This is a genomic window from Variovorax sp. Varisp41 (assembly GCF_047325085.1).
Lineage (GTDB): Bacteria > Pseudomonadota > Gammaproteobacteria > Burkholderiales > Burkholderiaceae_C > Variovorax.
The window spans coordinates 1,101,407-1,121,844 of sequence record NZ_CP168541.1 but is presented as its reverse complement, the minus strand read 5'-3'; the positions used below and the strand labels follow the sequence as shown (position 1 = coordinate 1,121,844).

At 70.1% G+C, this 20,438-nt stretch carries 23 protein-coding genes; 18 read left to right on the top strand and 5 right to left on the bottom strand.

Going from position 1 to position 20,438, the window contains the following annotated elements; translation table 11 throughout:
* Position 1: 1 nt before the first annotated feature.
* From ACEN9J_RS36405 to ACEN9J_RS36390, 4 genes are all read left to right on the top strand, one after another.
* Positions 2 to 928, top strand: coding sequence for an ABC transporter permease (locus ACEN9J_RS36405; protein WP_413764796.1), 927 nt, complete (start codon positions 2 to 4; stop codon positions 926 to 928).
* Complete coding sequence (locus tag ACEN9J_RS36400; RefSeq protein ID WP_413764795.1) at positions 925 to 1,752, top strand: ABC transporter permease; 828 nt, start codon at positions 925 to 927, stop codon at positions 1,750 to 1,752. The genes ACEN9J_RS36405 and ACEN9J_RS36400 overlap by 4 nt, the downstream gene beginning before the upstream one ends.
* Positions 1,749 to 2,882, top strand: coding sequence for an ABC transporter ATP-binding protein (locus ACEN9J_RS36395; RefSeq protein WP_057597196.1), 1,134 nt, complete (start codon positions 1,749 to 1,751; stop codon positions 2,880 to 2,882). Before ACEN9J_RS36400 ends, ACEN9J_RS36395 begins: the two co-directional genes overlap by 4 nt.
* Positions 2,883 to 2,998: 116 nt before the next feature.
* On the top strand, positions 2,999 to 3,916 hold the full coding sequence (locus ACEN9J_RS36390) for a LysR substrate-binding domain-containing protein (RefSeq protein ID WP_413764794.1): 918 nt from the start codon (positions 2,999 to 3,001) through the stop codon (positions 3,914 to 3,916).
* Here ACEN9J_RS36390 and ACEN9J_RS36385 read toward each other — a convergent pair.
* Together ACEN9J_RS36385 and ACEN9J_RS36380 are read right to left on the bottom strand one after the other, a co-directional pair.
* A complete protein-coding gene (locus ACEN9J_RS36385; protein ID WP_413764793.1) occupies positions 3,913 to 4,245 on the bottom strand; it encodes a type II toxin-antitoxin system RelE/ParE family toxin in 333 nt (110 codons plus the stop codon). The genes ACEN9J_RS36390 and ACEN9J_RS36385 overlap by 4 nt on opposite strands.
* A complete protein-coding gene (locus ACEN9J_RS36380) occupies positions 4,242 to 4,505 on the bottom strand; it encodes a type II toxin-antitoxin system ParD family antitoxin (protein ID WP_413764792.1) in 264 nt (87 codons plus the stop codon). The genes ACEN9J_RS36385 and ACEN9J_RS36380 overlap by 4 nt, the downstream gene beginning before the upstream one ends.
* A gap of 222 nt (positions 4,506 to 4,727) precedes the next feature.
* Between ACEN9J_RS36380 and ACEN9J_RS36375 the strand changes: the two genes are divergently transcribed.
* Positions 4,728 to 5,135: a hypothetical protein gene (locus tag ACEN9J_RS36375; RefSeq protein WP_413764791.1), complete on the top strand. Its 408-nt coding sequence runs from the start codon at positions 4,728 to 4,730 to the stop codon at positions 5,133 to 5,135.
* A 54-nt stretch (positions 5,136 to 5,189) separates the two neighbouring features.
* Here the strand turns inward: ACEN9J_RS36375 and ACEN9J_RS36370 are convergent, their stop codons facing one another.
* Positions 5,190 to 6,221 (bottom strand): helix-turn-helix domain-containing protein, encoded by a 1,032-nt coding sequence (locus tag ACEN9J_RS36370; RefSeq protein WP_413764790.1) that lies wholly within the window; start codon positions 6,219 to 6,221, stop codon positions 5,190 to 5,192.
* A gap of 106 nt (positions 6,222 to 6,327) precedes the next feature.
* Here ACEN9J_RS36370 and ACEN9J_RS36365 point away from each other — a divergent pair, with 106 nt between their 5' ends.
* From ACEN9J_RS36365 to ACEN9J_RS36345, 5 genes are read left to right on the top strand one after another with little or no spacing between them, the layout of a single operon-like run.
* Positions 6,328 to 7,317 carry a tripartite tricarboxylate transporter substrate binding protein gene (locus ACEN9J_RS36365; protein WP_064262139.1) on the top strand — a complete coding sequence of 330 codons (990 nt, stop codon included), beginning with the start codon at positions 6,328 to 6,330 and terminating at the stop codon, positions 7,315 to 7,317.
* 13 nt (positions 7,318 to 7,330) lie between these two features.
* A complete protein-coding gene (locus ACEN9J_RS36360) occupies positions 7,331 to 8,032 on the top strand; it encodes an aspartate/glutamate racemase family protein (protein ID WP_413764789.1) in 702 nt (233 codons plus the stop codon).
* A 48-nt stretch (positions 8,033 to 8,080) separates the two neighbouring features.
* The gene (locus ACEN9J_RS36355) at positions 8,081 to 8,473 is read left to right on the top strand and encodes a Rid family hydrolase (RefSeq protein WP_057590009.1); all 393 of its coding nucleotides are present in this window, start codon (positions 8,081 to 8,083) and stop codon (positions 8,471 to 8,473) included.
* Positions 8,470 to 10,806, top strand: coding sequence for a penicillin acylase family protein (locus ACEN9J_RS36350; RefSeq protein WP_413764788.1), 2,337 nt, complete (start codon positions 8,470 to 8,472; stop codon positions 10,804 to 10,806). Before ACEN9J_RS36355 ends, ACEN9J_RS36350 begins: the two co-directional genes overlap by 4 nt.
* A gap of 50 nt (positions 10,807 to 10,856) precedes the next feature.
* Positions 10,857 to 11,339, top strand: a complete 483-nt coding sequence (locus ACEN9J_RS36345; RefSeq protein ID WP_413764787.1) for a MarR family winged helix-turn-helix transcriptional regulator — start codon at positions 10,857 to 10,859, stop codon at positions 11,337 to 11,339.
* Positions 11,340 to 11,348: 9 nt separating this feature from the next.
* Here ACEN9J_RS36345 and ACEN9J_RS36340 read toward each other — a convergent pair whose 3' ends face one another.
* On the bottom strand, positions 11,349 to 11,801 hold the full coding sequence (locus ACEN9J_RS36340) for a PaaI family thioesterase (protein WP_057590007.1): 453 nt from the start codon (positions 11,799 to 11,801) through the stop codon (positions 11,349 to 11,351).
* Between the two features lie 55 nt (positions 11,802 to 11,856).
* On the opposite strand from ACEN9J_RS36340, the gene ACEN9J_RS36335 reads away from it, so the two are divergent.
* From ACEN9J_RS36335 to ACEN9J_RS36300, 8 genes are all read left to right on the top strand, one after another.
* Positions 11,857 to 12,297 carry a hypothetical protein gene (locus ACEN9J_RS36335; protein ID WP_413764786.1) on the top strand — a complete coding sequence of 147 codons (441 nt, stop codon included), beginning with the start codon at positions 11,857 to 11,859 and terminating at the stop codon, positions 12,295 to 12,297.
* Positions 12,298 to 12,506: 209 nt separating this feature from the next.
* A complete protein-coding gene (locus ACEN9J_RS36330) occupies positions 12,507 to 13,583 on the top strand; it encodes a PDDEXK nuclease domain-containing protein (RefSeq protein WP_413764785.1) in 1,077 nt (358 codons plus the stop codon).
* 221 nt (positions 13,584 to 13,804) lie between these two features.
* Entirely contained in the window at positions 13,805 to 15,028 is a 1,224-nt protein-coding gene (locus ACEN9J_RS36325; protein ID WP_413764784.1) for a CaiB/BaiF CoA transferase family protein, read from the top strand.
* A gap of 3 nt (positions 15,029 to 15,031) precedes the next feature.
* Positions 15,032 to 16,198 (top strand): acyl-CoA dehydrogenase family protein, encoded by a 1,167-nt coding sequence (locus ACEN9J_RS36320; protein ID WP_413764783.1) that lies wholly within the window; start codon positions 15,032 to 15,034, stop codon positions 16,196 to 16,198.
* Between the two features lie 30 nt (positions 16,199 to 16,228).
* Positions 16,229 to 16,690 (top strand): MaoC family dehydratase, encoded by a 462-nt coding sequence (locus tag ACEN9J_RS36315; RefSeq protein WP_413764782.1) that lies wholly within the window; start codon positions 16,229 to 16,231, stop codon positions 16,688 to 16,690.
* A gap of 1 nt (position 16,691) precedes the next feature.
* Positions 16,692 to 17,519 (top strand): crotonase/enoyl-CoA hydratase family protein, encoded by an 828-nt coding sequence (locus ACEN9J_RS36310; RefSeq protein ID WP_296786901.1) that lies wholly within the window; start codon positions 16,692 to 16,694, stop codon positions 17,517 to 17,519.
* Positions 17,520 to 17,521: 2 nt separating this feature from the next.
* A complete protein-coding gene (locus tag ACEN9J_RS36305; RefSeq protein WP_413764781.1) occupies positions 17,522 to 18,511 on the top strand; it encodes a Bug family tripartite tricarboxylate transporter substrate binding protein in 990 nt (329 codons plus the stop codon).
* A gap of 54 nt (positions 18,512 to 18,565) precedes the next feature.
* The gene (locus ACEN9J_RS36300) at positions 18,566 to 19,537 is read left to right on the top strand and encodes a Bug family tripartite tricarboxylate transporter substrate binding protein (RefSeq protein WP_203206606.1); all 972 of its coding nucleotides are present in this window, start codon (positions 18,566 to 18,568) and stop codon (positions 19,535 to 19,537) included.
* Here ACEN9J_RS36300 and ACEN9J_RS36295 read toward each other — a convergent pair.
* Positions 19,525 to 20,433, bottom strand: a complete 909-nt coding sequence (locus tag ACEN9J_RS36295) for a LysR family transcriptional regulator (RefSeq protein WP_093346256.1) — start codon at positions 20,431 to 20,433, stop codon at positions 19,525 to 19,527. The genes ACEN9J_RS36300 and ACEN9J_RS36295 overlap by 13 nt on opposite strands.
* Positions 20,434 to 20,438 lie beyond the last annotated feature (5 nt).

Genomic DNA, 20,438 nt, shown 5'->3' with positions numbered 1-20,438 from the left:
CATGAACACCCTCACTTCCACGGCGGGTCCGTCGTTGCCCGCCACGGCCCCGGCTGCTACCGCACGGCCGGAGGCGGCCCGGCGCGAGCGCGCGCGCCGGCGCCGCTTCGCGCTGCTGCATGCGCTGCCGCTGCCCGCGTGGCAGCTGGCCTTCTTCCTCGGCCCGCTGCTGTTCCTGCTGGTGCTGAGCTTCTGGACGGTGCGCGACTTCCGCATCGAGCCCGCCTTCGCGTGGATCAACTGGGAGCGCATGCTGGGCCAGCCGCATGTGTGGCAGACCTATGGGCGCACCTTCGGCTACGCGCTGCTCGCCACCGTGCTGGCGTCGCTGATCGCGTTCCCGGCCTCGTTCGCGATCGCCTTCCAGCTCTCGGAACGCCGGCGGCGGCTGTGCATGTTTCTGCTGGTGATCCCGTTCTTCACCAGCTACCTGGTGCGCGTCTATGCCTGGCAGATCTTCCTGAGCGACGAGGGCGTGATCAACGCACTGCTCGGCGCGCTGGGGCTGGGGCCGGCGCGCATGCTCAACACCGCGCTCGGCACGCAGATCGGCTACCTCACGCTCACGTTGCCGCTGGTGGTGCTGATCCAGACCATGAGCCTGCTGCTGGTCGACCGCAGCCAGGTCGAGGCGGCGCGCAACCTCGGCTGCGCGCCCTTGCGCAGCGTGTTCCAGGTCGTGATCCCGGCTGCGCGCGTGGGCCTGGTGGTGGCGGCGCTGTTCTGCTTCATCTTCGCCTTCGGCGATTTCGTCTCGCCGCTGTACCTCGGCGGCGGCACCGCGCCCACCATGAGCCTGCTGATCATCGACACCACCAAGGCCGGCCAGCAATGGCCGCGCGCCGCGGTGCTGGCCGTGCTGATGATCGCCACGCTGATGGCAGTGGCATTGGCGATGACCTCGTTCGCCTACAGGGGGCGCAAATGAGCGCCGGGCGCTGGGTGCGGCCGCTGCTCGCGGCCTACGTGGTGGCGGTGCTCGCGTTCCTGTTCGCGCCCATCGGCGCGAGCTTCGTGTTCTCGTTCAACTCCGACCGCTTCCCGACCCTGCCGCTGGGATCGTTCACGTTCGAGTGGTACGAGGCAGTGTTTGGCGACGAGCTGGTGCGCGAGGCGCTGGTCAACAGCATCGTCGTGAGCCTGGCCTCGGCCACGCTGGCCACGCTGATCGGCTTTGCCGCGGCCTACACCGACTACCGCTACCGCTTCGCCGGCCAGCGGCTGTACCTCGCGCTCGGGCTGCTGCCGCCGACCGTGCCCGCGATCATCCTCGGGCTCGCGATGCTGGCCTACCTCTCGCGCATCGGCCTGGCCGGCGGCCGCTTCTCGATCGTGATCGCGCATGTCGTGATCTGCACGCCGTTCGCGGTGGCGCTGATCCGCCTGCGGCTTTCGCAGATCGATGCCTCGCTCGAGGCCGCGGCCTGGAACCTCGGCGCCGGCCCGGGCCGCGCGCTGTGGCACGTGGTGCTGCGCTTCGCCGCGCCGGCCATGCTCGGCGCCTGGCTGCTCACCATGGCCGTGTCCTTCGACGAGTTCGCCATCGCCTGGTTCGTGGGCGGGCTCGAGGAGACGCTGCCGGTGCGCGTGCTCGGCTTCCTCCAGGGACAGGTGAGCCCGCGCATCAATGCCATCGGCACCCTGGTCTTCATCGTCAGCATCAGCCTCGTGGGCATCGCCCAGGTGCTGCTGAACCAGCGCATATCGCAGCGCATTCCATCGCGTCCACGCAAAGAGGGCACCACGCCATGACTTCCTCCCCCGTCCCCGAATCCGGCCGCGCACCGCTGGTGCAACTGAGCGGCGTTTCCAAGTCCTATGGCGGCGTGACGGCCGTGAGCGGCGTCGATCTCGAGATCGCGCGCGGCGAGTTCGTCGCGATCATGGGCCCGAGCGGCTGCGGAAAAACCACCACGTTGCGCATGCTCGCAGGGCTCGAGAACCCGAGCAGCGGCTCGATCCGGCTCAACGGCGAGGAGGTGCGCGACCTCGCGCCCTGGCAGCGCGACACGCCGATGGTGTGGCAGAGCCTGGCGCTGTTCCCGTTCCTCAGCGTGATCGAGAACGTGGAGTTCGGCCTGCGCATGCGCAAGGTGGGCCGCGCCGAGCGGCGCCGGCGCGCCACCGACTGGCTCGCGCGCCTGGGCCTGGCCGACTTCGCGCAGCGCCGCGTCGACGAACTCTCGGGCGGCCAGCGCCAGCGCGTCGCGCTCGCGCGCTCGCTGGTGACCGAGCCGCCGCTGCTGCTGCTCGACGAGCCGCTGAGCGCGCTCGACCATCACCTGTCGCTCAAGATGCAGGGGGAGCTGACCCGGCTGCAGCGCGAGCTGGGCATCGCCTTCGTCTACGTCACGCACAGCCATTCGGAGGCCTTCGCCATGGCCGACCGCGTGGTGATCATGGCCAACGGCGAGGTGGCGCAGTGCGGCGCGCCGATGGAGGTGTTCCACCGGCCGGCCTCGCGCTTCGTGGCCGAGTTCCTCGGCGGCAACAACATCTTCCAGGCCGACGTGGTCGCGCGCGACGGCTCGCGGCTCGAGCTGCGCACGCCCGAGGGCCGCTTCACCGCGGAGGCGGGCGCGCAGGGCGGCGCGGCACTCGCGGCCGGCGCGGCGATCGACCTGGTGGTGCGCGCCGACCGCATCTCGCTGACCGCGCAGCCCGGCTGGGCCACCAACGAGGTCGCGTGCACCCTGGTGGGCGAGGAGTTCATCGGCTCGACGGTCAACGGCCACCTCGAGACCTCGGGCGGCAAGCAGATCGTGGTGCAGCTCAACGCCAAGGACCTGGAGGAGATCGAGCTCGACGTGGGACGCCAGTTCTACGCCTCGTGGCATCCTGAGGACTGCCACCTGGTGCGGCGGCCGCACGCTGCCCACTGAGCAAGGGCCCGCCTGCGGGACGCACCGGATGCGCCGCGGGCCCGCCGCCGATACGATGGGGCCGCATCGGCGCCGCCCCGGCCTCGGTTTTCTTTTCACCCAGCCCGACCCGCACCATGGCCACCCGCGGCAAGCTCCCACCGCTCAATGCGCTGCGCGCCTTCGAGGCGGCCGCGCGCCACCTGAGCTTCAAGGCCGCGGCCGAGGAGCTGTGCGTGACCTCGACCGCCATCAGCCACCAGATCCGGCATCTAGAGAGCCTGGTCGGCATGCGGCTGTTCGACCGCACGCCGCGTGCCATCAGCCTCACCGAGCCCGGTCGGCGCCTGTTCCCCGTGCTGCGCGACGGCTTCGACCGGCTCGCGCAGGCGGTCGGCGAACTCAGCGAGGTCAGCCATTCGATCTCGGTCAGCGTCACGCCCGCCTTCGCCTCGAAGATCCTGATTCCGTCGCTGGCCGGGCTGCACGACGCGCATCCCGAGATCCAGCTGACCGTGGATGCCACCGAGCGCCTGGCCGACGTGGCGCGCGGCGAGGTCGACCTGGCCGTGCGTTACGGGCCGCCGGCCGATGCCGCGAGCCCCGCGCTCGCGCCCGGCCTGCGGGCCGTGCCGCTGTACACCGACCGCTACTTCGCCTGTGCCTCGCCAGCCTGGGTGGCCGGCCGCGCGCTGCCGATCGCGGCGGTGCAGCTGCCCGGCGAGCGCCTGCTCAGCTATGCGTGGAAGAACCCCGCGCTGCGCGGCCCGACTTGGCCGCGCTGGATGCAGCATGCGGCCGTGGCGAGCTTCGACGAGGGCCGCTGCGTGCTGTTCAGCGAGGAGAGCCATGCCCTGCAGGCCGCGATCGACGGCGCGGGCGTGGCGCTGGTCAGCAACCTGCTGGTGAGCCGGGACGAGGCCGCGGGCCGGTTGATTCGCATCTGCGTCGAGTCGCTCGACGGATTGCAGTACCAGTGCGTTTCGCGCGCGGACAACCCGAAGATCGAGACGCTGCGGCGGGTGGAGGGGTGGCTGGCGGGGTTGATGCCTTAGCTCGGAGGCTCCGGCGCCTGCATGCAGGTCGGAATATCGCGGTGGCCGTGAAGCACGCGCCACACATCGATGTGATCGGGATGCTCCATGTAGAAGACGACGTAGGGGAATCGATTCAGGGACCACGAGCGCAGGCCGGGCAGATTCAGGTCGTGGGCATAGCGCGTCGAGCCGGTGGCGGGATGGCGGCCGATGTGCGCGTATGCGCGCTCCAGGTCGGCGATCAAGCCGAGCGCGGCATGCTCCGCACCCTCGCCGAGGTAGTGATCGATCGCATCCTCCACATCCCGACTTGCCGATGTACGCGGGATGACCGGCTTGGCATTCATCCTTTTGCGCGTGGAGGCGGGGTCTTCTTGCGGGCGTTGCGAACCCGATCGCGCAGGCCATCGAAATAGGCTGGGTCAGCCTCGGTCGATGTCGCCGACGCGGCACCGTGGAGCAGCAGGTCGCGCAGCTGAAGCCTCTCCTGCTCCCTGCGAATGAGATCTCTCACGTACTCGCTGCTGGTGCCGTAGCCGCGCTGGAGGACTTGTTCGTCCACGAAGGATTTCATGGCATCGGGCAGCGAAATGTTCATGGTGCTCATGGGGCAAAGTCTATGAAGCTTGGCAAAATTTGGCAAGAAAGTAGCCTTGGAATGTTCCGGAACGTGTCGCAGGGCGCTGCGTGGGATTGGTCCCGCAGTGCATGCGCGCTTCGCCTACGCGAATGACGGGCGGTCGCCGTAGGTGGGCCCGGCGAGGGTGGGAGAGGCTCGAAACGATTCGATTGTTTCAAGCCCATCATCCCGCCAGCAAAGGTTCATGCCATGACGCACAACGATCCGCACACCACCAAGTCCTCGAACGAGTTGAACGGCGATGCGCTCACGCCGCTGGAGATCTCCCAAGCCGTCCTCGAAGGCGAGGAAAACCCGAACACCGCACGCGCCATCACCCCGCTGGAGCGCGCCGCCTCGGGCACGTCGGCAAAGCCCGAGCGCCAGCGCTCGGCCCTCGGCCGCGCGCTGCACAGCCCGGCCGTGGCCTGGGGTGGTGCTGCGCTCACGGGCCTGGGCCTGATCGCGGCGCTGGTCTATGCGCGCCGTTCTCCGCCCTCGCGTTGGCAAGCGCTCCAGGCGCTGCCTTCGAAGGTGCTGCCCTTCAAGGCGCGGGCGGTGAAGGCCTTGCCCTTGAAGTCGCAGCCTTTGAAGGCGCTGCGGTCGTTCAAGATCTGAGGCTGGTCGCTGGTCGCTGGTCGCTGGTCGCTGGACGCTGGACGCTGGACGCACTCAGTGCGTTCGCGGCGCAGCATGACGCAACCGGTAGTCGCGCGGCGTCATGCCGTGCCGGCGCCGGAACGCGGCCGTGAAGCGCCCGTGACACTCCCAGCCGGCCTCGGCCGCCACTGCCTGCACGCCGAGTTGCGTGTCGCGCAGCAGCCGCGCCGCGAGCGCGAGCCGTTCGTCGACGAGCAGGCCATGCACTGAAAGCCCCGCGGCCGCGCGCACCTGCGCCTGCAGCCGGGTCGTGCGCAGGCCGACGCGCCGCGCGAGTTCGTCGACCGACCAGGCGCGTGCCGGCGCCTCGCCGACCAGCGCGCGCAGCCGGCGCACCGTGGCCTCGGCGTCGTCGGCGCCTTCCTCGGCGCCCGATCGCGCGGGGCGCAGCAACTGGTCCAGGTCGAGCAGCACACAGGTCAGCAACTCGGTGGCGCGCGCATGGAACAGCGGCACGAAGGCCGGCTGGTCGGCGGGCTCGTCGCGGATGCGCGCGAGGCAGTCGCGCACGCGCGGCGTGAGCGCCGCGTTGCACAGCACGCGACCGTCGTCGCGCTCCACCAGTTCGGCCATCCGCCTTGCCGGCAGCTGCACGCCCAGCGCCTGCAGCCAGCGCGGCAGCAGCGCGCGCCGCAGCCGGAACTGCACGAAGTTGTTGCGGCAGGCGCCGGGGATGTGGATCAGGTAGCCGCCGTCGCGGTTGGGCGTGCGCAGCAGCGCGCGGTCGACGCGGAAATCGAGCGCGCGGCCCTGCGCGCTGCCGATCTGGCCCGTGACGTGGCCGGCCAGGAAGAAGGTGACCAGCAGCTCGTCGCCGGGTGGCAGCTGCACGTGCAGGTCGTCGTTGAGGCGGAAATCGAAGTACAGCGCGCTCGCACCCTCCCAGGGCGTGGTGCGCAGCCGCAGGATGCGTCCGCCGTCGCGTGGCCAGCGCACCTCGCGGCTCGCGCCGTCGTGCAGGCCCGCGAGCGCCAGCGGCCGCTCGACCGGCAGCCGGACCAGGGCCGCGTTGAAATCGTCCTCGGGCAGCGCACCCGGGGGCATGGCCGGGAGCAGCGACGGGATCGGCACAGTCTGCGAGCGGATCGGCATAGAAAACCCTGCCCTGCGGCGTTAGCGTTGCAACATTGATCGAGCGCGGAGTTTAGGTATGAATGTGCGACGTGTCTGCCGGTTTCTGGGGCTTGCGGCGGCCTCCCTGGCACTGGTGCTGCCGGCGTTGTCGGCGGCCCAGGCCGCCTGGCCCGCGCGGCCGATCCGGCTGGTGGTGCCCTTCGTGGCGGGTGGCGGCGCCGACGTGACGGCGCGGCTCATCGCAGCGAAGTTGCAGGAGCGGCTCGGCCAGCAGATCGTGGTCGACAACAAGCCCGGCGGCAACACGCTGATCGGCGCGCAGGAGCTGATGAAGGCCCAGCCCGACGGCTACACGCTGCTGTGGTCGATCGACCAGACCTTCGTGCTCAACCCCTCGCTCTACAACCGTCTGCCCTACGATCCGCGCAAGGACTTCGCGCCGGTGGCTCTCGCGATCACCTCGCCCAATGCGGTGATCGTGCGCGCCGGCGCGCCGGGCGCGGTGGCCGACGTGCACGAGCTCGTGAAGCGCGCCAAGGCGGAGCCCGGCAAGGTCAACATCGGCGCGGCGGCGATCCTGTCGCAGATGGCGCTCGAGGAGTTCAACCGCAGCGCCGGCATCCAGAGCACGCGCGTGCCCTACAAGGGCAGCGCCGAGGTTGCGCAGGCCACGGTCGCGGGCGACATCGACGCCGCCTTCGACGGTATCGCACCCTATGTGCAGTTCGCGAAGGCGGGCCGCGCGAAGATCCTGGCCTTCGCGTCGTCGCGGCGCTTCTCGGGCCAGCCCGAGGTGCCCACGCTCGAGGAGCTGGGCTACAAGGGCGTGGACTTCTCGGTCTGGTTCGGCATCGTCGGGCCCAGGGGCCTGCCGCCCGAGATCGTGGCGCGCGTGAGCGAAGGCGTGGACTGGGCGCTGCACCAGCCCGACGTGGTCGAGAAGCTGCTGGTGTTCGGCTTCGAGCCCGCGGCCCAGACCGGGCCGCAGGCGCTCGCGACGCGCATCGACGCCGACCTCGCGCGCTATGCGCCGGTGATCCGCCGGCTCGGCTTCAAGCTCGACTGAGGGCCTTCCCATCATGAAAGTCGCGGGCCTGATCGGAGGCGTCGCGTGGCCCTCCACGCTCGGCTACTACAAGCTGCTCAACGAAGGCGTGCAGCGCGAACTCGGCGGCCTGCACTCGGCGCGCTGCGTGATCGTGAGCCTGGACTTCGCCTGCATCCACGCGGCCATGGCCGCGGGCCGGCCGGCCGATGCGCGCGCGCAGATGGAGACGGCCGCGCGGCAGGCGCGCGCCGCGGGCGCCGAGCTGATCGCGATCCTCGCCAACACCGGCCATTTCGCGGCCGACGAGGTGCAGGCCGCGGCCGGCGTGCCGCTGGTGCACGTGGCGCGCGAGACCGGCGATGCCGTCGCCGCCGAGCGACCGGGCCTGCGCCGCCTGGGTGTGCTGGCCACCAGCTTCGCGCTCGACGCGCCCTTCTTCGGCCGCCTGCTCGGCGAGGGCACGGGCTTCGAACTGGTGCTGCCCGACGCGGCCCAGCGCCGCACCCTCGATGCCGCGATCTTCGGGCCGCTGGCACGCGGCGAGGCCGGCCGCGACGAGGGCCTGATGGTCTCGACCTTGTGCAACGCGCTGGTGGCGCGCGGCGCCGAGGGCGTGGTACTGGGCTGCTCCGAACTGAGCTACGCCAGGCCGTGGCTGCGCTGCTGCGCACCGATCTTCGATGCGACCGAGATCCATGCGCGCGCCATCGTGCGCGAGATGCTGTGCGCCTGATTTTTTTCTTCCCTTCGTTCATTCCATCGCCAGAAAGAGAGACACTGCATGCAGACCGCCGAGTTCCCGCTGCCCTTCGTCAATGCACCGTACAGCCGCGCGATGTTCGACGACGACTGGATCTTCGTGTCGGGCACCATCGGCATGGACTACGACACGCAGCAGCTCGCCGAGAGCGCCGAGGACCAGACCCGGCTGATGATGCGCAACATCGAGCGCTACCTCGCGGCGTGTGGCGGACGGCTCGACCAGATCGTCAACTACACCTTGATCATCGCGGGCGCCGAGCACCTGGGCGCGGTGGTGCGTACGTTGTCCGAGGTGCTGCCGACCAAGCCCACCGGTACCGCGATGCTGGCCGGCATCGCGGTGCCCAAGGCCTGGGTCGAGATGCAGGTGATCGCGCGCAAGAGCCACGGCGCCGGCGGAGGCGTGCGGTGAAGGGGACGCTGCTGCGTGCGCTGGCATGCGGTGCCGTGGTGGCAGGCGCGATCGTGGCCTGCGGTGGTGACGGGGGCGGCGGCGGTTTTCTGCCCGGCCCCGTCGGCGGCAATCCGCCCGCAACGCCGGACAAGTACAGCGCGGAGGTTCGCTGGACGCAGTACGGCCTGCCGCACGTGAAGGCCGCCGACTACGCCGGTCTCGGCTATGGCTACGGTTATGCGGTCGCGCGCGACCACCTGTGCCTGTTGGCCGACCGCGTGGTCACGCTGCGTGGCGAGCGTTCGGAACGCTTCGGGCCCGACGGGGCATCGCTGGTTGCCTTCCTGCAGACCTCGAACCTCAACAGCGACCTGTTCTACCGCGTGCAACTGTCCGACGAAGAAGTCGATGCCGCATGGCGCGATCTCTCGGCCGATGCGCGCGGCCTCGCCGAGGGCTATGCGGCCGGTTTCAACCGCCGGCTGCGCGACATCGGCGCCGAGGCCGCCACCACTGCCTGCCAGGGCGCGGCGCCGCCGCAGATGCGCGCCAGCGACGTGGTGCGCGCCACCATGCAGGTCAACTCGCTGTGGAAGGCGCTGGCCGTCGCGCCCTATGCCGCCGCCTCGACCTGGGACCAGCTGGGCGCCCCGGCCGTTGCCAAGGCCGCCGAAGACCGTCCGCCCGCGCAGCGCATGGCGAGCAATGCCTGGGCCTACGGTTCCGAAGCCACGGGCACGGGCGCGTCGATCATGGTCGCGAATCCGCACACGCTGTGGCAGGGCCACTGGCTGCTGATGCACCAGATGCACCTGAGCATCCCCGGCGAGATCGACGTGATGGGCGCCGACTTCCTCGGCCTGCCGTTGCCGCTCTCGGGTTTCACGCAGCACCTGGCGTGGAGCATCGAGGCGCCGTCGACCGTGACCTATCCGTTGCTGATCGCGCTCGACGTGCGCAACGGCGGCAAGCCCTCGTACACGGTCGACGGCCAGCGCCGCGAACTGAGCACGAAGCGCGTGGCGCTGCGCGTGCGCCAGGCCGACGGCAGCGTGGCCACGCAACAGCACGAGTTGCCCGTGTCGCACCTGGGCCCGCTGTACCGATTGCCGGCCGAGGGCGATCGCGCCGCGGGCTGGTATGCGATCACCGACCCGAGCGTCGCGAACGCGCGCGCGCTCGACCAGATCCTCGCGGTCGCGAAGGCGCGCGACATCGCGGGCTTCGAGCAGGCGGTGGCCGGCCACCGCGGCATCACCGCCCACCTGATCGCGGGCGACAGCCAGGGCCGCGCGATGTACATCGAGTCGGGGCCGCTGCTGGACATCGCCGACGCGGCACTGCGCGACTGCGCGACCGTGCCGCCGCCCGACGACATGACGGTGCCGGCCGCGCTCGATGGCCGCCGCGGCGCCTGCGCCGTGCGCGATGCGCAGGGCCGGCCGAAGCTCGCGCCCGCGAGCCGCATTCCCGCGCTCGCCACGCGCGGCATCGTGCAGAACGCGAACGACAGCTACAGCCTGTCGCTGGTGGGGCAGCAGCTCGACGGCTATTCGCTGCTGCTCGGCAGCCCGAAGGCACCGCCCGGCATGCGCACGCTGATGTCGCAGCGCCAGATCCATGAGGGCCTGCGCGACGGCCGCATCGACAGCGCCGAGGCGCTCGGCATGGTGTTCGACAACCGCAACTACCTGGCGGAAACCACGCTCGACGCGGTGCTCGGGGCCTGCGCGGGCGCGAAGGGCGATGCGCAAGTGCAGGCGGCCTGCGCCATCCTCTCGGCCTGGGACCGGCGGCATGACGTGGAGAGTCGCGGCGCACTCCTATTCCATGAGCTGGGCCCGCGGCTCGCCTCGGTGCCCGGTCTCTACGCCGAGCCCTATGACAGCGCGCGGCCCTACCGCGTGCGGGCGGTCTCCACCGCGCCGGCCGTGAGCGCGGCCCTCGTCGCCGCAGTGCGCGACACGGCGCAGGCGCTGGCGGCGCTGGGCCTGCGTGGCGACGAGCGCTGGGGCGACATGCTCGCGCGTCCCACGCCGCAAGGCCGCGTGCCGCTGCACGGCGGTTCGGGCGAGCAGGGCGTGCTCAACGCGCTCGACGGCGCGCCGCTCGGTCGCGAGGGCTTCGGCGACATCATCGCCGGCACCTCCTACGTGCACCTCGTGACCTGGGACCAGGGCCGGCTGGTGGCCAGGCTGATGATGGCGGCCGGCCAGTCCACCGACCCGGCCTCGCCGCACCACGACGACCAGCTGCCGCTGTTCTCGCGCAAGCAGCTCGTGACGCCGCCGTTCACCGAGGCGGAGATCGCGGCTGATCCGAAGCTCGAGCGGCTGGTGCTGCGCGAGTGAGGCGTCGTTAGACTGGCGGGCGTCGTCTCTTCGTTTCGATCGCCCCGCCCATGGCAGCACCCCGCCCCGAGAACATCTTCGATCTGCTGCAGGTGGCGCAAGCCGGCCTGAAGGAAGCGCGCGCCGACGACGCCGCGCTGCTGCTGATGCATTTCGCGTTCCGCGGCCTGGTCGCGAAGGCCGACGTGTTCCTGGCCGGCCATGGCCTGTCGCGCGTCCATCACCGCATGCTCTATGCGATCGCGCGCACCGACGGCATCGCGGTCGGCCAGCTGATCGCGCTGCTGGGCGTGTCGAAGCAGGCGATGCATCGGCCGCTCAAGCATCTGCAGGAACAGGGGCTGGTGCTGGCCGAACGCAGCCCGCACGAGCATCGCAGCAAGCTGCTGCGGCTCACGCGCGAGGGCGCGCGCATCGAGCGCCAGGCTTCCGCGCACGAGGCGGCGGCGATGGAGCGCGCGCTGAAGTCGGTCGGCGAAAGCGAACGCCAGGCCTGGCGCACGGTCATGCTCGAATTGGCGCGGCAGATCTAGGCCTTTCTTTCAGCCCTTCACCATCAGCGTGGCGGAAGCCATCGCATGCAGCTTGCCATCCGCACCGCGCAGCTCGGCATTGCAGATGCCCAGCGAGCGCGTGCGCTCGACCAGCGTGGCGCTGGCCAGGTACTCGGTGTGCGGTGCCAGCGGCCGCAGGTATTTCACGCTGAGGTCGACGGTGGAATAGGCCGTGCCCGCGTCGAGTGCCGAATACAGCGCGAGCGCCGCGGCGCCGTCGAGGCAGGTGGCCGCGAAGCCACCGTGCACCATGCCCGCGGGATTGAGATGCCGCTCGTCGGGCGTGACGCGCATGCTGACCTTGCCGGCCTCGATCGCCGAGAGCTGCATCGGCATGGTGTGGGCGATGCCCGAGCGCTCGATGCGTCCGTCCATCATGGCTTGCAGGACGTCGAGGCCCTTGGCGGGCGAGGAAGGGGCCGATGCGGGTGGATTTGTCATGTCAACATTATTGACCTAAATTCGCGGCTTCGCGAACAAGCTCAAAGGCGTTGCGGTGCAATCCACGGTCTGGACAGTTCTTCTGCTGCTCAATGCCGCCTGGTTCGCGCTGGGCGCGCGCTTCTTCTGCCTCGACTCGCTGCGCGCCGCGCGATTGCTGGTGGCGAAGACGGACCGTGCATCGCCGCTGCTGCCCGCGATCGCCGGCGCCGTGCGTTTTCTCGGTGCGATGAACCTGGCCTGGTTGGCGTTGTGCCTCATGCTGCTGGCGGGGCACGGCCTGTTCGAGACGCCGGCGCAACGCGCGTCGATGGCCGCCGTGCTCGCGCTGGTGCATGCGGGGCAGTTCGCGGTCAATGCCCACATGGTGGGCCAGCATCGTCGCGGCAGGCCCGGCAGCTGGGTGGTGCTGCGCGGGCCGATGCGGCTCATCTTCTTCGTCGACCTGGCGTTCGCGCTGGCGGATGCGGCGTTCGTGGTCTGGGTGCTCGGTTGAGCGGACTGCGTGTGTGTCGGTTGTCGGGCATCGGCGCCATGCCGGGCATGGAGCGGCTGTGCACGTGGGCTCGCCTCGTCTGTCCCGCGAGGTGCTGTCAATCCCTCACGCTTTTCGGATTTTTCTCTCTCATCGTGGCTTGAACATCGAACTTCGCCCGCCGATTCTTGCGGTGCGCCCGGGAATCGGGTTTTCTGGGAGGAACCATCATGGGAAGAATCAAGCGCATCGGGTCCACCCCGGACACGTCAGGACCATCCGCGCTGCTGGGCGACATCCGGACTCTGATCGAGATGGCGCGGCAACGCACCGTCTCGGCAGTGAACAGCGAACTGACGACGCTTTATTGGCGCATCGGCCAGCGGATCCATACGCAGGTCCTGGAGGGGCGGCGAGCCGACTACGGCGAGGAGGTGCTGCCCAATCTGGCGGCGCAACTGGTGCGGGACTACGGCGGCAGTTTCTCGGTCAAGAACCTGCGCCGCATGGTGCAGTTTGCCGTCACCTTCCCGGACGAGCAGATTGTCGTATCGCTGATACGACAATTGAGCTGGACGCACTTCATCGCCCTGATCCCGCTGAAAGACCCGTTCCAGCGCGACTACTACGCGCAGATGGCCAGCGCCGAGTGCTGGAGCGTGCGGACGCTGCGCGAGCGCATCGACTCGATGCTGTACGAGCGCACGGCGCTATCTAAGCAACCGGAAGCGTTGATCGCACAGGAGTTGGCGGCGCTGCAGGGCGCGGAGCGCATGTCGCCGGCGCTGGTCATGCGCGATCCCTACATCCTCGACTTCCTGGGGTTGCGCGACACCTGGCAGGAGAGCGATCTCGAGGCGGCCATCATTCGGGAAATGGAGTCCTTCCTGCTGGAATTGGGTGCGGGCTTCACCTTCGTCGCCCGGCAAAAGCGCATCCAGATCGACGGCGACGATTTCCATCTCGATCTGCTGTTCTACAACCGCAAGCTGCGGCGCCTGGTGGCGGTGGAGCTGAAAGTCGGTGAGTTCAACGCGGCATACAAGGGGCAGATGGAGTTGTATCTGCGCTGGCTCGACAGATACGAGAGGGAGCCCGAGGAGGCTTCGCCACTGGGGATCATTCTCTGTACCGGCAAGAAGTCCGAACAGATCGAACTGCTGGAGCTGAACAAGTCCGGTATCCATGTTGCCGAGTACCTCACCACCCTGCCTCCGCGCGCGGTGCTGATGGAGCGGCTGCACCAGGCGGCCCGGCGGGCGCAGTTGCAGATCGAACAACGCAAGGCGGATGGGGCTTCGGCCTGAGAGCGAGGAATGCACTAGCCCCCGTCCGACCTCAGCTTCACCGGCGCAAACCGATACACCGAACGTATCGCCCGACACAGACACGGTATTTCACGCCCGCCCTCCATCTCCCTAGCATCGTCCCAACGACGAAAAGGGGATTCCATGGAGACCAGCCCGGCGCCTGCGCGCCCCCGCGCTTCCTTGCGCACCGATGAACGAACGGCCCGCGAGGCCGGCCGATGAGCGGCCCGCTGGAGGGGGTGCGCATCGTCGACATGACGTCGGTGCTGATGGGGCCGTACGCGACCCAGATCCTTGGCGACCTCGGCGCCGACGTGATCAAGATCGAGCCGCCCGGCGGCGACACGGTGCGCGGCATCGGCCCCGCGCGCCATGCCGGCATGGGCGGCATCTTCCTGCACGCCAACCGCAGCAAGCGCAGCGTGGTGCTCGACCTCAAGCAGCCCGCCGGGCGCGAGGCGCTGCTGCGGCTCGCGGCCGAGGCCGACGTGCTGATCTACAACGTGCGGCCGCAGGCCATGGCGCGGCTCGGGCTCGGCCATGCCGAGGTCGCGGCGGTCAACCCGCGGATCCTGTACGTGGGCGTGTACGGCTACGGGCAGGACGGGCCCTATGCGGCCAAGCCGGCCTACGACGACCTGATTCAGGGCGCGGTGGCGATCCCCACGCTGGGCGTGCGCGCGGGCGCGCCGGTGCCGCGCTATGTGCCGAGCGCGATGGTCGACCGCATCGTCGGCATGAGCGCCGCCAACGCGGTGTCGGCCGGGCTGTTCCACCGCGAGCGCACGGGCCGCGGGCAGGCCATCGACGTGCCGATGTTCGAGACCATGGCGCAGTTCGTGCTCGGCGATCACATGGGCGGCCAGACCTTCGAGCCGCCGCTGGGCCCGGCCGGCTACGCGCGCCTGCTCAACGAGCAGCGCCGGCCCTACGCGACGCGCGACGGCCACCTGTGCGTGCTGATCTACAACGACAAGCAGTGGAAGACCTTCTTCGGCCTGATCGGCCGCGCGCAGGCGATGGAGGACGACCCGCGCTTCAGCTCGATCGGTGCGCGCACCGAGCACATCGGCGAGCTCTACCAGCTCGTGGGCGAGGCGATGCGCACGCGCACCTCGGCCGAATGGACGGCGCTGCTCGAGGCCGCCGACATCCCGGTGATGCCGATGCACACGCTGGAATCGCTGATGGACGACCCGCACCTGGCGGCCGTGGGTTTCTTCGAGACGGTGGAACACCCGAGCGAGGGGCACATGCGCTCGATGGCGATCCCGACGCGCTGGTCGGGCTCGCCGCCTTCGGTGTCGCGCCACGCGCCGCGGCTCGGCGAGCACAGTGCCGAGGTGCTGGCCGAGGCCGGCTACAGCATGGCGCAGATCGCGGCGATGGCGGCGCAGGGCGCGACCCTGCTGCCGGCCGAAACCTGCACCGAGGCGGGCTGAGCCATGGCGCTGGAACTCTCCCCCGGGCATCGCGAGATCCGCGAGGCGATCCTCAGGACCTGCGCGCGCTTCGATGCCGACTACTGGCTCGAGAAGGACCGCGTGGGCGGCTTCCCCGTCGAGCTGCACCGCGCGCTCGCGCAGGAGGGCTGGCTGGGCATCTGCATTCCGCAGGCCTACGGTGGCTCGGGCCTGGGCATCGCGGAGGCCGCGGTGATGATGCAGGCGATCGCGGAGTCGGGCGCGGGCATGAGCGGCGCCTCGGCCGTGCACATGAACATCTTCGGGCTGAACCCGGTGGTCGCCTTCGGCACCGAGGCGCAGAAGCAGCGCATGCTGCCGCCGCTGATCGCGGGCGAGGAGCGCGCCTGCTTCGCGGTGACCGAGCCCGACACCGGCCTCAACACCACGCAACTGAGGACGCGCGCGCAGCGCGAGGGCGACCACTACCGCGTGCACGGCACCAAGACCTTCATCTCCACCGCGAGCAGCGTCGAGAAGATGCTGCTGCTGGCGCGCACCACGCCGCTCGAGCAGGTCAGGAGCCGCAGCGAGGGACTGAGCCTGTTCTACACCACCATCGACCGCGCCTGCGTGGAGACCCGCGAGATCGACAAGATGGGCCGCAAGGCGGTGGACACCAACCAGGTCTTCATCGACGGGCTGCGGGTGCCGGTGGAGGACCGCATCGGCGAGGAGGGCCGCGGCTTCCACTACATCCTGCACGGCATGAATGCCGAGCGCATCCTGGTCGGCGCCGAAGCGGTGGGGCTGGGCCGCGCGGCGCTGGCGCGCGCCACGCAGTACGCGCGCGAGCGCATCGTGTTCGACCGTCCCATCGGCCAGAACCAGGCGATCCAGCATCCGCTGGCCGAGTGCTGGATGGCGCTGGAGGCGGCCAACCTCATGGTGTTCCATGCCGCCGAGCGTTTCGACCGCGGCGAGCCCTGCGGCGCCGAGGCCAATGCCGCCAAGTACCTGGCGGCCGAGGCCGGCTACAAGGCCTGCGAGACCGCGGTGATGACGCACGGCGGCTATGGCTACGCGAAGGAATACCACGTCGAACGCTACCTGCGCGAATCGCTGATCCCGCGCATCGCGCCGATCAGCCCGCAGCTGATCCTGTGCTTCATCGCCGAGAAGGTGCTCGGCCTGCCCAAATCGTACTGATCCTCGTACTGATCCGAACGGAGTGCCTCCTTGATCCAGCTGAACACCGGCTTTCATTTCGACGACCTGCCCCTCGGCACGCGCTTTCGCTCGCGCGCGCGCACCGTGACCGAGGCCGACCTCGTGAGCTTCATCAACCTGAGCTGGCTCCACGAGGAACTGTTCACCGACACCAGCGACCGCACGCACATGGCGATCCCGGGCCGGGTGGTGCCGGGCGCGCTGGTCCATGCCTTCGCCGAGGGCCTGATCACGCCGTCGATGCAGGGCACGGGGCTCGCGTTCCTGCATGCCGAACTCGACATCGCGGCGCCGACCTTCGTGGGCGACACCATTCATGTCGAATGCGAGGTGATCGAGCAGCGGGCCACCTCCAAGCCCGGCCGCGGCCTCGTGCGCACGCGCAACGTCGTGCACAACCAGCACGGCAAGGCCGTGCTGAGCTACACGCCGCTGCGCATGATGCGCATGCGCGACGGCGGGAAGGACTGAGATGCAGGACTTCCTCCAGGTCGAACGCGAGGGCGCGATCGCCATCGTGACCATGAACCGGCCGCAGACGCGCAACGCGCTGTCCGACCCCGATGCCATCGAGGCCCTGCTCGCGCTGTGCGAGGCCGTGAACCGCGACCTGTCGGTGCGCGTGCTGGTGCTGACCGGCGCGGGCCCGGCGTTCTCGTCGGGCGGCAACCTGAAGACCCTGCGCGACAGCGTGGGCAGCGGCCTCGGCGAGCCGGCGCACAGCCGCTACGCCTACCGCGACGGCATCCAGCGCCTGCCGCTGGCGCTGTGCAATCTCGAGGTGCCGACCATCGCCGCCGTCAACGGCCCGGCCCATGGCGCGGGCAACGACCTGGCCTGCATGTGCGACATCCGCATCGCCTCGCGCCATGCCGTGTTCGCCGAGAGCTTCGTCAAGCTCGGCCTGATCCCGGGCGACGGCGGCGCCTGGCTGCTGCCGCGCGCCATCGGCATGTCGCGCGCCTGCGAGATGGCCTTCACCGGCGAGGCCATCGATGCCGCGCAGGCGCTGCAATGGGGGTTGGTGTCCGAGGTGGTCGAGCCCGAGGCGTTGCTGCCCACGGCGCTCGGGCTCGCGCGCCGCATCGCCGCCAACCCGCCGCATGCCTTGCGCATGACCAAGCGGCTGCTGCGCGAGGCACAGCAGTCGCGGCTCGACACCGTGCTCGAGATGTCGGCCGGCTTCCAGGCCCTGGCCCATCACACGGCGGCGCACGAGTCCGCGCTCGACGCCTTCGTCGCGGCGGCCGAGGCCCGTTCCGCCGCGCGCGCATCCGCATCCATCGAACCGGGGAAATGACCATGCCCATGCAACGACGCCACCTGCTGCACGCCGCCGGCGCGCTCGCCATCTCGCCGCTGATGCAGGCCGCGCGCGCGGCCGGCGAGCCCAACGCCTGGCCGCAGAAGCCGATCCGGCTCGTGCTGCCCTATGCGGCCGGCGGTCCCACCGACGTGGTGGCGCGCGCCATCGGCTTTCGGCTGGCGCAGCTGCTCGGGCAGCCGGTGGTGGTCGACAACCGCACCGGCGCCAGCGGCAACATCGCGACCGAGTTCGTCGCGCGCTCGGCGCCCGACGGCTACACCGTGCTCTATCACTCCTCGGGCCTGGCGATCAGTCCCGCGCTGCACCGGCGCCTGCCCTACGACACCTTGCGCGACCTCATGCCGGTGGCGTTGCCGGCGCTGATCCCGACCGTGCTGATGGCCAGCCCGAAGCTGCCGGTCGGCAACGTCGAGGAGTTCGTGCGCTACATGCGCGCCAACCCGGGGCGGCTCAGCTACGGATCGGGCGGCCAGGGCAATGTCACGCACCTGGGCGTGGCGCTGTTCCTGCAAGCGCTGCAGCTCGACGCGGTGCACGTGCCCTACAAGGGAACGGCGCCGGCCATGGCCGACCTGATGAGCGGGCAGACGCAGTTCCTGCTCGATGCGGTGAACTCGTCGCTGCCCTTCATCCGCGACGGCCGGGTGCGCGCGCTGGCGGTGGCCGGCAAGTCGCGCGTGGCGGTGCTGCCGGGCGTGCCCGCGCTCGGCGAATCGCTGATCCCGGGCTTCGATGCGCCGACCTGGCACGGCCTGCTGGTGCCGACGGGCACGCCGCCGGCCGTCGTGCAGGCGCTCAACGAGGCCGTCAACCGCGCGGTGGCCGATCCGGCGCTGCGCGGCCAGTTCGAACCGCAGGGCGTGCTGCTGCAGGCCTCCACGCCGGCCCAGTTCGGCAGCTACCTGCGCGCGGAACTGCAGCGCTGGGCCGGGGCCGTGCAGGCCGCGCGCATCGAGCCCGAGTGAACACGGGCACCATGCCCGTGATACCCGTGACAACAACGACAAGGACACCGAGACATGACCATCCCCCGCTTCCTCCCGCGCTGGCTGCTGGCGCTGCTGCTCGGCTGCGCCGCCACCCTGGCCGCGGCCGACTATCCCGACAAGCCCGTGAAGCTGATCGTCTCGCTGCCGCCCGGCAGCGGCGCCGACACCACCGCGCGCTTTCTCGCGCGGCACCTGAGCGAGAAGTTCGGCCAGCCCTTCCTGGTCGACAACCGCCCCGGCGCCGACAGCTTCATCGCTGCGCGCGCCGTGGCGGCCTCGCCGCCCGACGGCTACACCCTGTTCGTGGCCAGCAACTCGCCGATGGTGACCAACGTGGCCGTGTTCCGGCAACTGCCCTACGACGCGGTGAAGGACTTCCAGCCGCTCGCGCGCATCGCGCGCTTCCCGATGGTGCTGGTGGTGCCGGCCAACTCGCCCTTCAAGACCCTGCAGGACCTGGTGGCCGCGGCGCGCCAGGCGCCGGGCAAGCTCAACTTCGGCAGCGGCACCGCCACCTACCGGGTCGCGCTCGAACTGCTGCACGAACGCAACCAGATCAAGGCCACGGCCGTGCCCTACAAGGGCACCTCGGCCGCCATGACTGACCTGGCCGGCGGCAACATCGACTACACGATGGCCGAGGTTAGCGCCGTGATGCCGCTGGTGCGCGGCGGCCGGGTGCGCGCGCTCGCGGTCGCGGCCGGCGAACGCATCAAGGAACTGCCCGAGGTGCCGACCGTGAGCGAGAGCGGCACCGCCGGCTACGAGTCCTATGCCTGGACCGGGGTGTTCTTCCCGGCCAACGTGCCGCCGCCGGTGCTCGCGCGCATGTCGCAGGCGATCAAGGAACTGATGGAGGGCGACGACGCCAAGGCCTTCATCGCGGCGCAGGGCGGCACCGTGTTCTACGGCGCGCCGCAGCCCTTCGCCGAGTTCCAGCGTGCCGAGATCGAGCGCGCCCGGCGCGTCGTGCGCAGTGCCAACATCGGCTACGAAGATTGAGCCAGCGGCTGGACGGCAGCATGCGCGACCGCAATGAAATTGCGCGCGGCCGGCGTGAGCGCGTCGGCCAGCGTCGCCATCGCGATGCCCACGGTGTACTTCGAGGGCATGTCGGTCAGTGGCAGCAGGCGCACGCCGTTGCTGGCGTAGCGCTGCACCACGGCCGGCACCAGCGCCACGCCGAGCCCGCTTTCCACCAGGCCGAGGATGGTCTGGACCTGCACCGCCTCCTGCGCGATGCGCGGCCGCACGCCGGCATCCTGGAACACCTGCATCGTCAGCACGTGCATGGCGGGCACGAGGGTGCGCGAGTAGGCGATGAAGGGCTCGGCCGCGAGGTCGGCGATGGCGACCTTGCCGCGCTGCGCGAGCGCCGAATCGGCGCTCACCGCGAGCACCAGGTGATCGAGCTGCAGCACCGTGAGCAGCGCGGTGGTGGGCGACAGCACCGGGTGGCGCACCAGCGCGATGTCGAGCGAATGGTCCTCGATGCGGCGCAGCAGCTCGGTGGTGGTCGACTCCTCGATCACCAGGTCGACGCGCGGGTACTGGCGGTGAAAGCCGCGCACGATCTGCGGCATCAGCGAGTAGGTGGCCGAACCGACGAAGCCGATGCGCAGCAGCCCCTGCTCGCCGGCCATGCCTTCGCGCGCGGCGCGGCGGATCTCGTCGGCATAGAACAGCGCGCGCTTGGCGTTCTGCAGCACGGCCTCGCCCGCGGGCGTGAGCTGCAGCCCGGTCGACAGGCGCTCGAACAGCAGCACGCCGAGCTCTTCCTCGAGCTTCTTGATCGACGTCGACAGCGGCGGTTGCGCCATGTGCAGCCGTTCGGCCGCGCGATGGAAGTTGAGCGTTTCGGACAGGACGAGGACCTGCCGCAGCTGGCGAAGCTCCATGGATG

Coding starts and splice junctions, on each gene's coding strand:
- ACEN9J_RS36385 (WP_413764793.1), bottom strand. CDS start 4,245: ATGAATGCCAAGCCGGTCATCCCGCGTACATCGGCAAGTCGGGATGTG.
- ACEN9J_RS36305 (WP_413764781.1), top strand. CDS start 17,522: ATGCCCATGCAACGACGCCACCTGCTGCACGCCGCCGGCGCGCTCGCC.
- ACEN9J_RS36340 (WP_057590007.1), bottom strand. CDS start 11,801: ATGACAAATCCACCCGCATCGGCCCCTTCCTCGCCCGCCAAGGGCCTC.
- ACEN9J_RS36300 (WP_203206606.1), top strand. CDS start 18,566: ATGACCATCCCCCGCTTCCTCCCGCGCTGGCTGCTGGCGCTGCTGCTC.
- ACEN9J_RS36355 (WP_057590009.1), top strand. CDS start 8,081: ATGCAGACCGCCGAGTTCCCGCTGCCCTTCGTCAATGCACCGTACAGC.
- ACEN9J_RS36330 (WP_413764785.1), top strand. CDS start 12,507: ATGGGAAGAATCAAGCGCATCGGGTCCACCCCGGACACGTCAGGACCA.
- ACEN9J_RS36395 (WP_057597196.1), top strand. CDS start 1,749: ATGACTTCCTCCCCCGTCCCCGAATCCGGCCGCGCACCGCTGGTGCAA.
- ACEN9J_RS36375 (WP_413764791.1), top strand. CDS start 4,728: ATGACGCACAACGATCCGCACACCACCAAGTCCTCGAACGAGTTGAAC.
- ACEN9J_RS36295 (WP_093346256.1), bottom strand. CDS start 20,433: ATGGAGCTTCGCCAGCTGCGGCAGGTCCTCGTCCTGTCCGAAACGCTC.
- ACEN9J_RS36320 (WP_413764783.1), top strand. CDS start 15,032: ATGGCGCTGGAACTCTCCCCCGGGCATCGCGAGATCCGCGAGGCGATC.
- ACEN9J_RS36360 (WP_413764789.1), top strand. CDS start 7,331: ATGAAAGTCGCGGGCCTGATCGGAGGCGTCGCGTGGCCCTCCACGCTC.
- ACEN9J_RS36310 (WP_296786901.1), top strand. CDS start 16,692: ATGCAGGACTTCCTCCAGGTCGAACGCGAGGGCGCGATCGCCATCGTG.
- ACEN9J_RS36365 (WP_064262139.1), top strand. CDS start 6,328: ATGAATGTGCGACGTGTCTGCCGGTTTCTGGGGCTTGCGGCGGCCTCC.
- ACEN9J_RS36405 (WP_413764796.1), top strand. CDS start 2: ATGAACACCCTCACTTCCACGGCGGGTCCGTCGTTGCCCGCCACGGCC.
- ACEN9J_RS36345 (WP_413764787.1), top strand. CDS start 10,857: ATGGCAGCACCCCGCCCCGAGAACATCTTCGATCTGCTGCAGGTGGCG.
- ACEN9J_RS36325 (WP_413764784.1), top strand. CDS start 13,805: ATGAGCGGCCCGCTGGAGGGGGTGCGCATCGTCGACATGACGTCGGTG.
- ACEN9J_RS36370 (WP_413764790.1), bottom strand. CDS start 6,221: ATGCCCCCGGGTGCGCTGCCCGAGGACGATTTCAACGCGGCCCTGGTC.
- ACEN9J_RS36400 (WP_413764795.1), top strand. CDS start 925: ATGAGCGCCGGGCGCTGGGTGCGGCCGCTGCTCGCGGCCTACGTGGTG.
- ACEN9J_RS36380 (WP_413764792.1), bottom strand. CDS start 4,505: ATGAGCACCATGAACATTTCGCTGCCCGATGCCATGAAATCCTTCGTG.
- ACEN9J_RS36390 (WP_413764794.1), top strand. CDS start 2,999: ATGGCCACCCGCGGCAAGCTCCCACCGCTCAATGCGCTGCGCGCCTTC.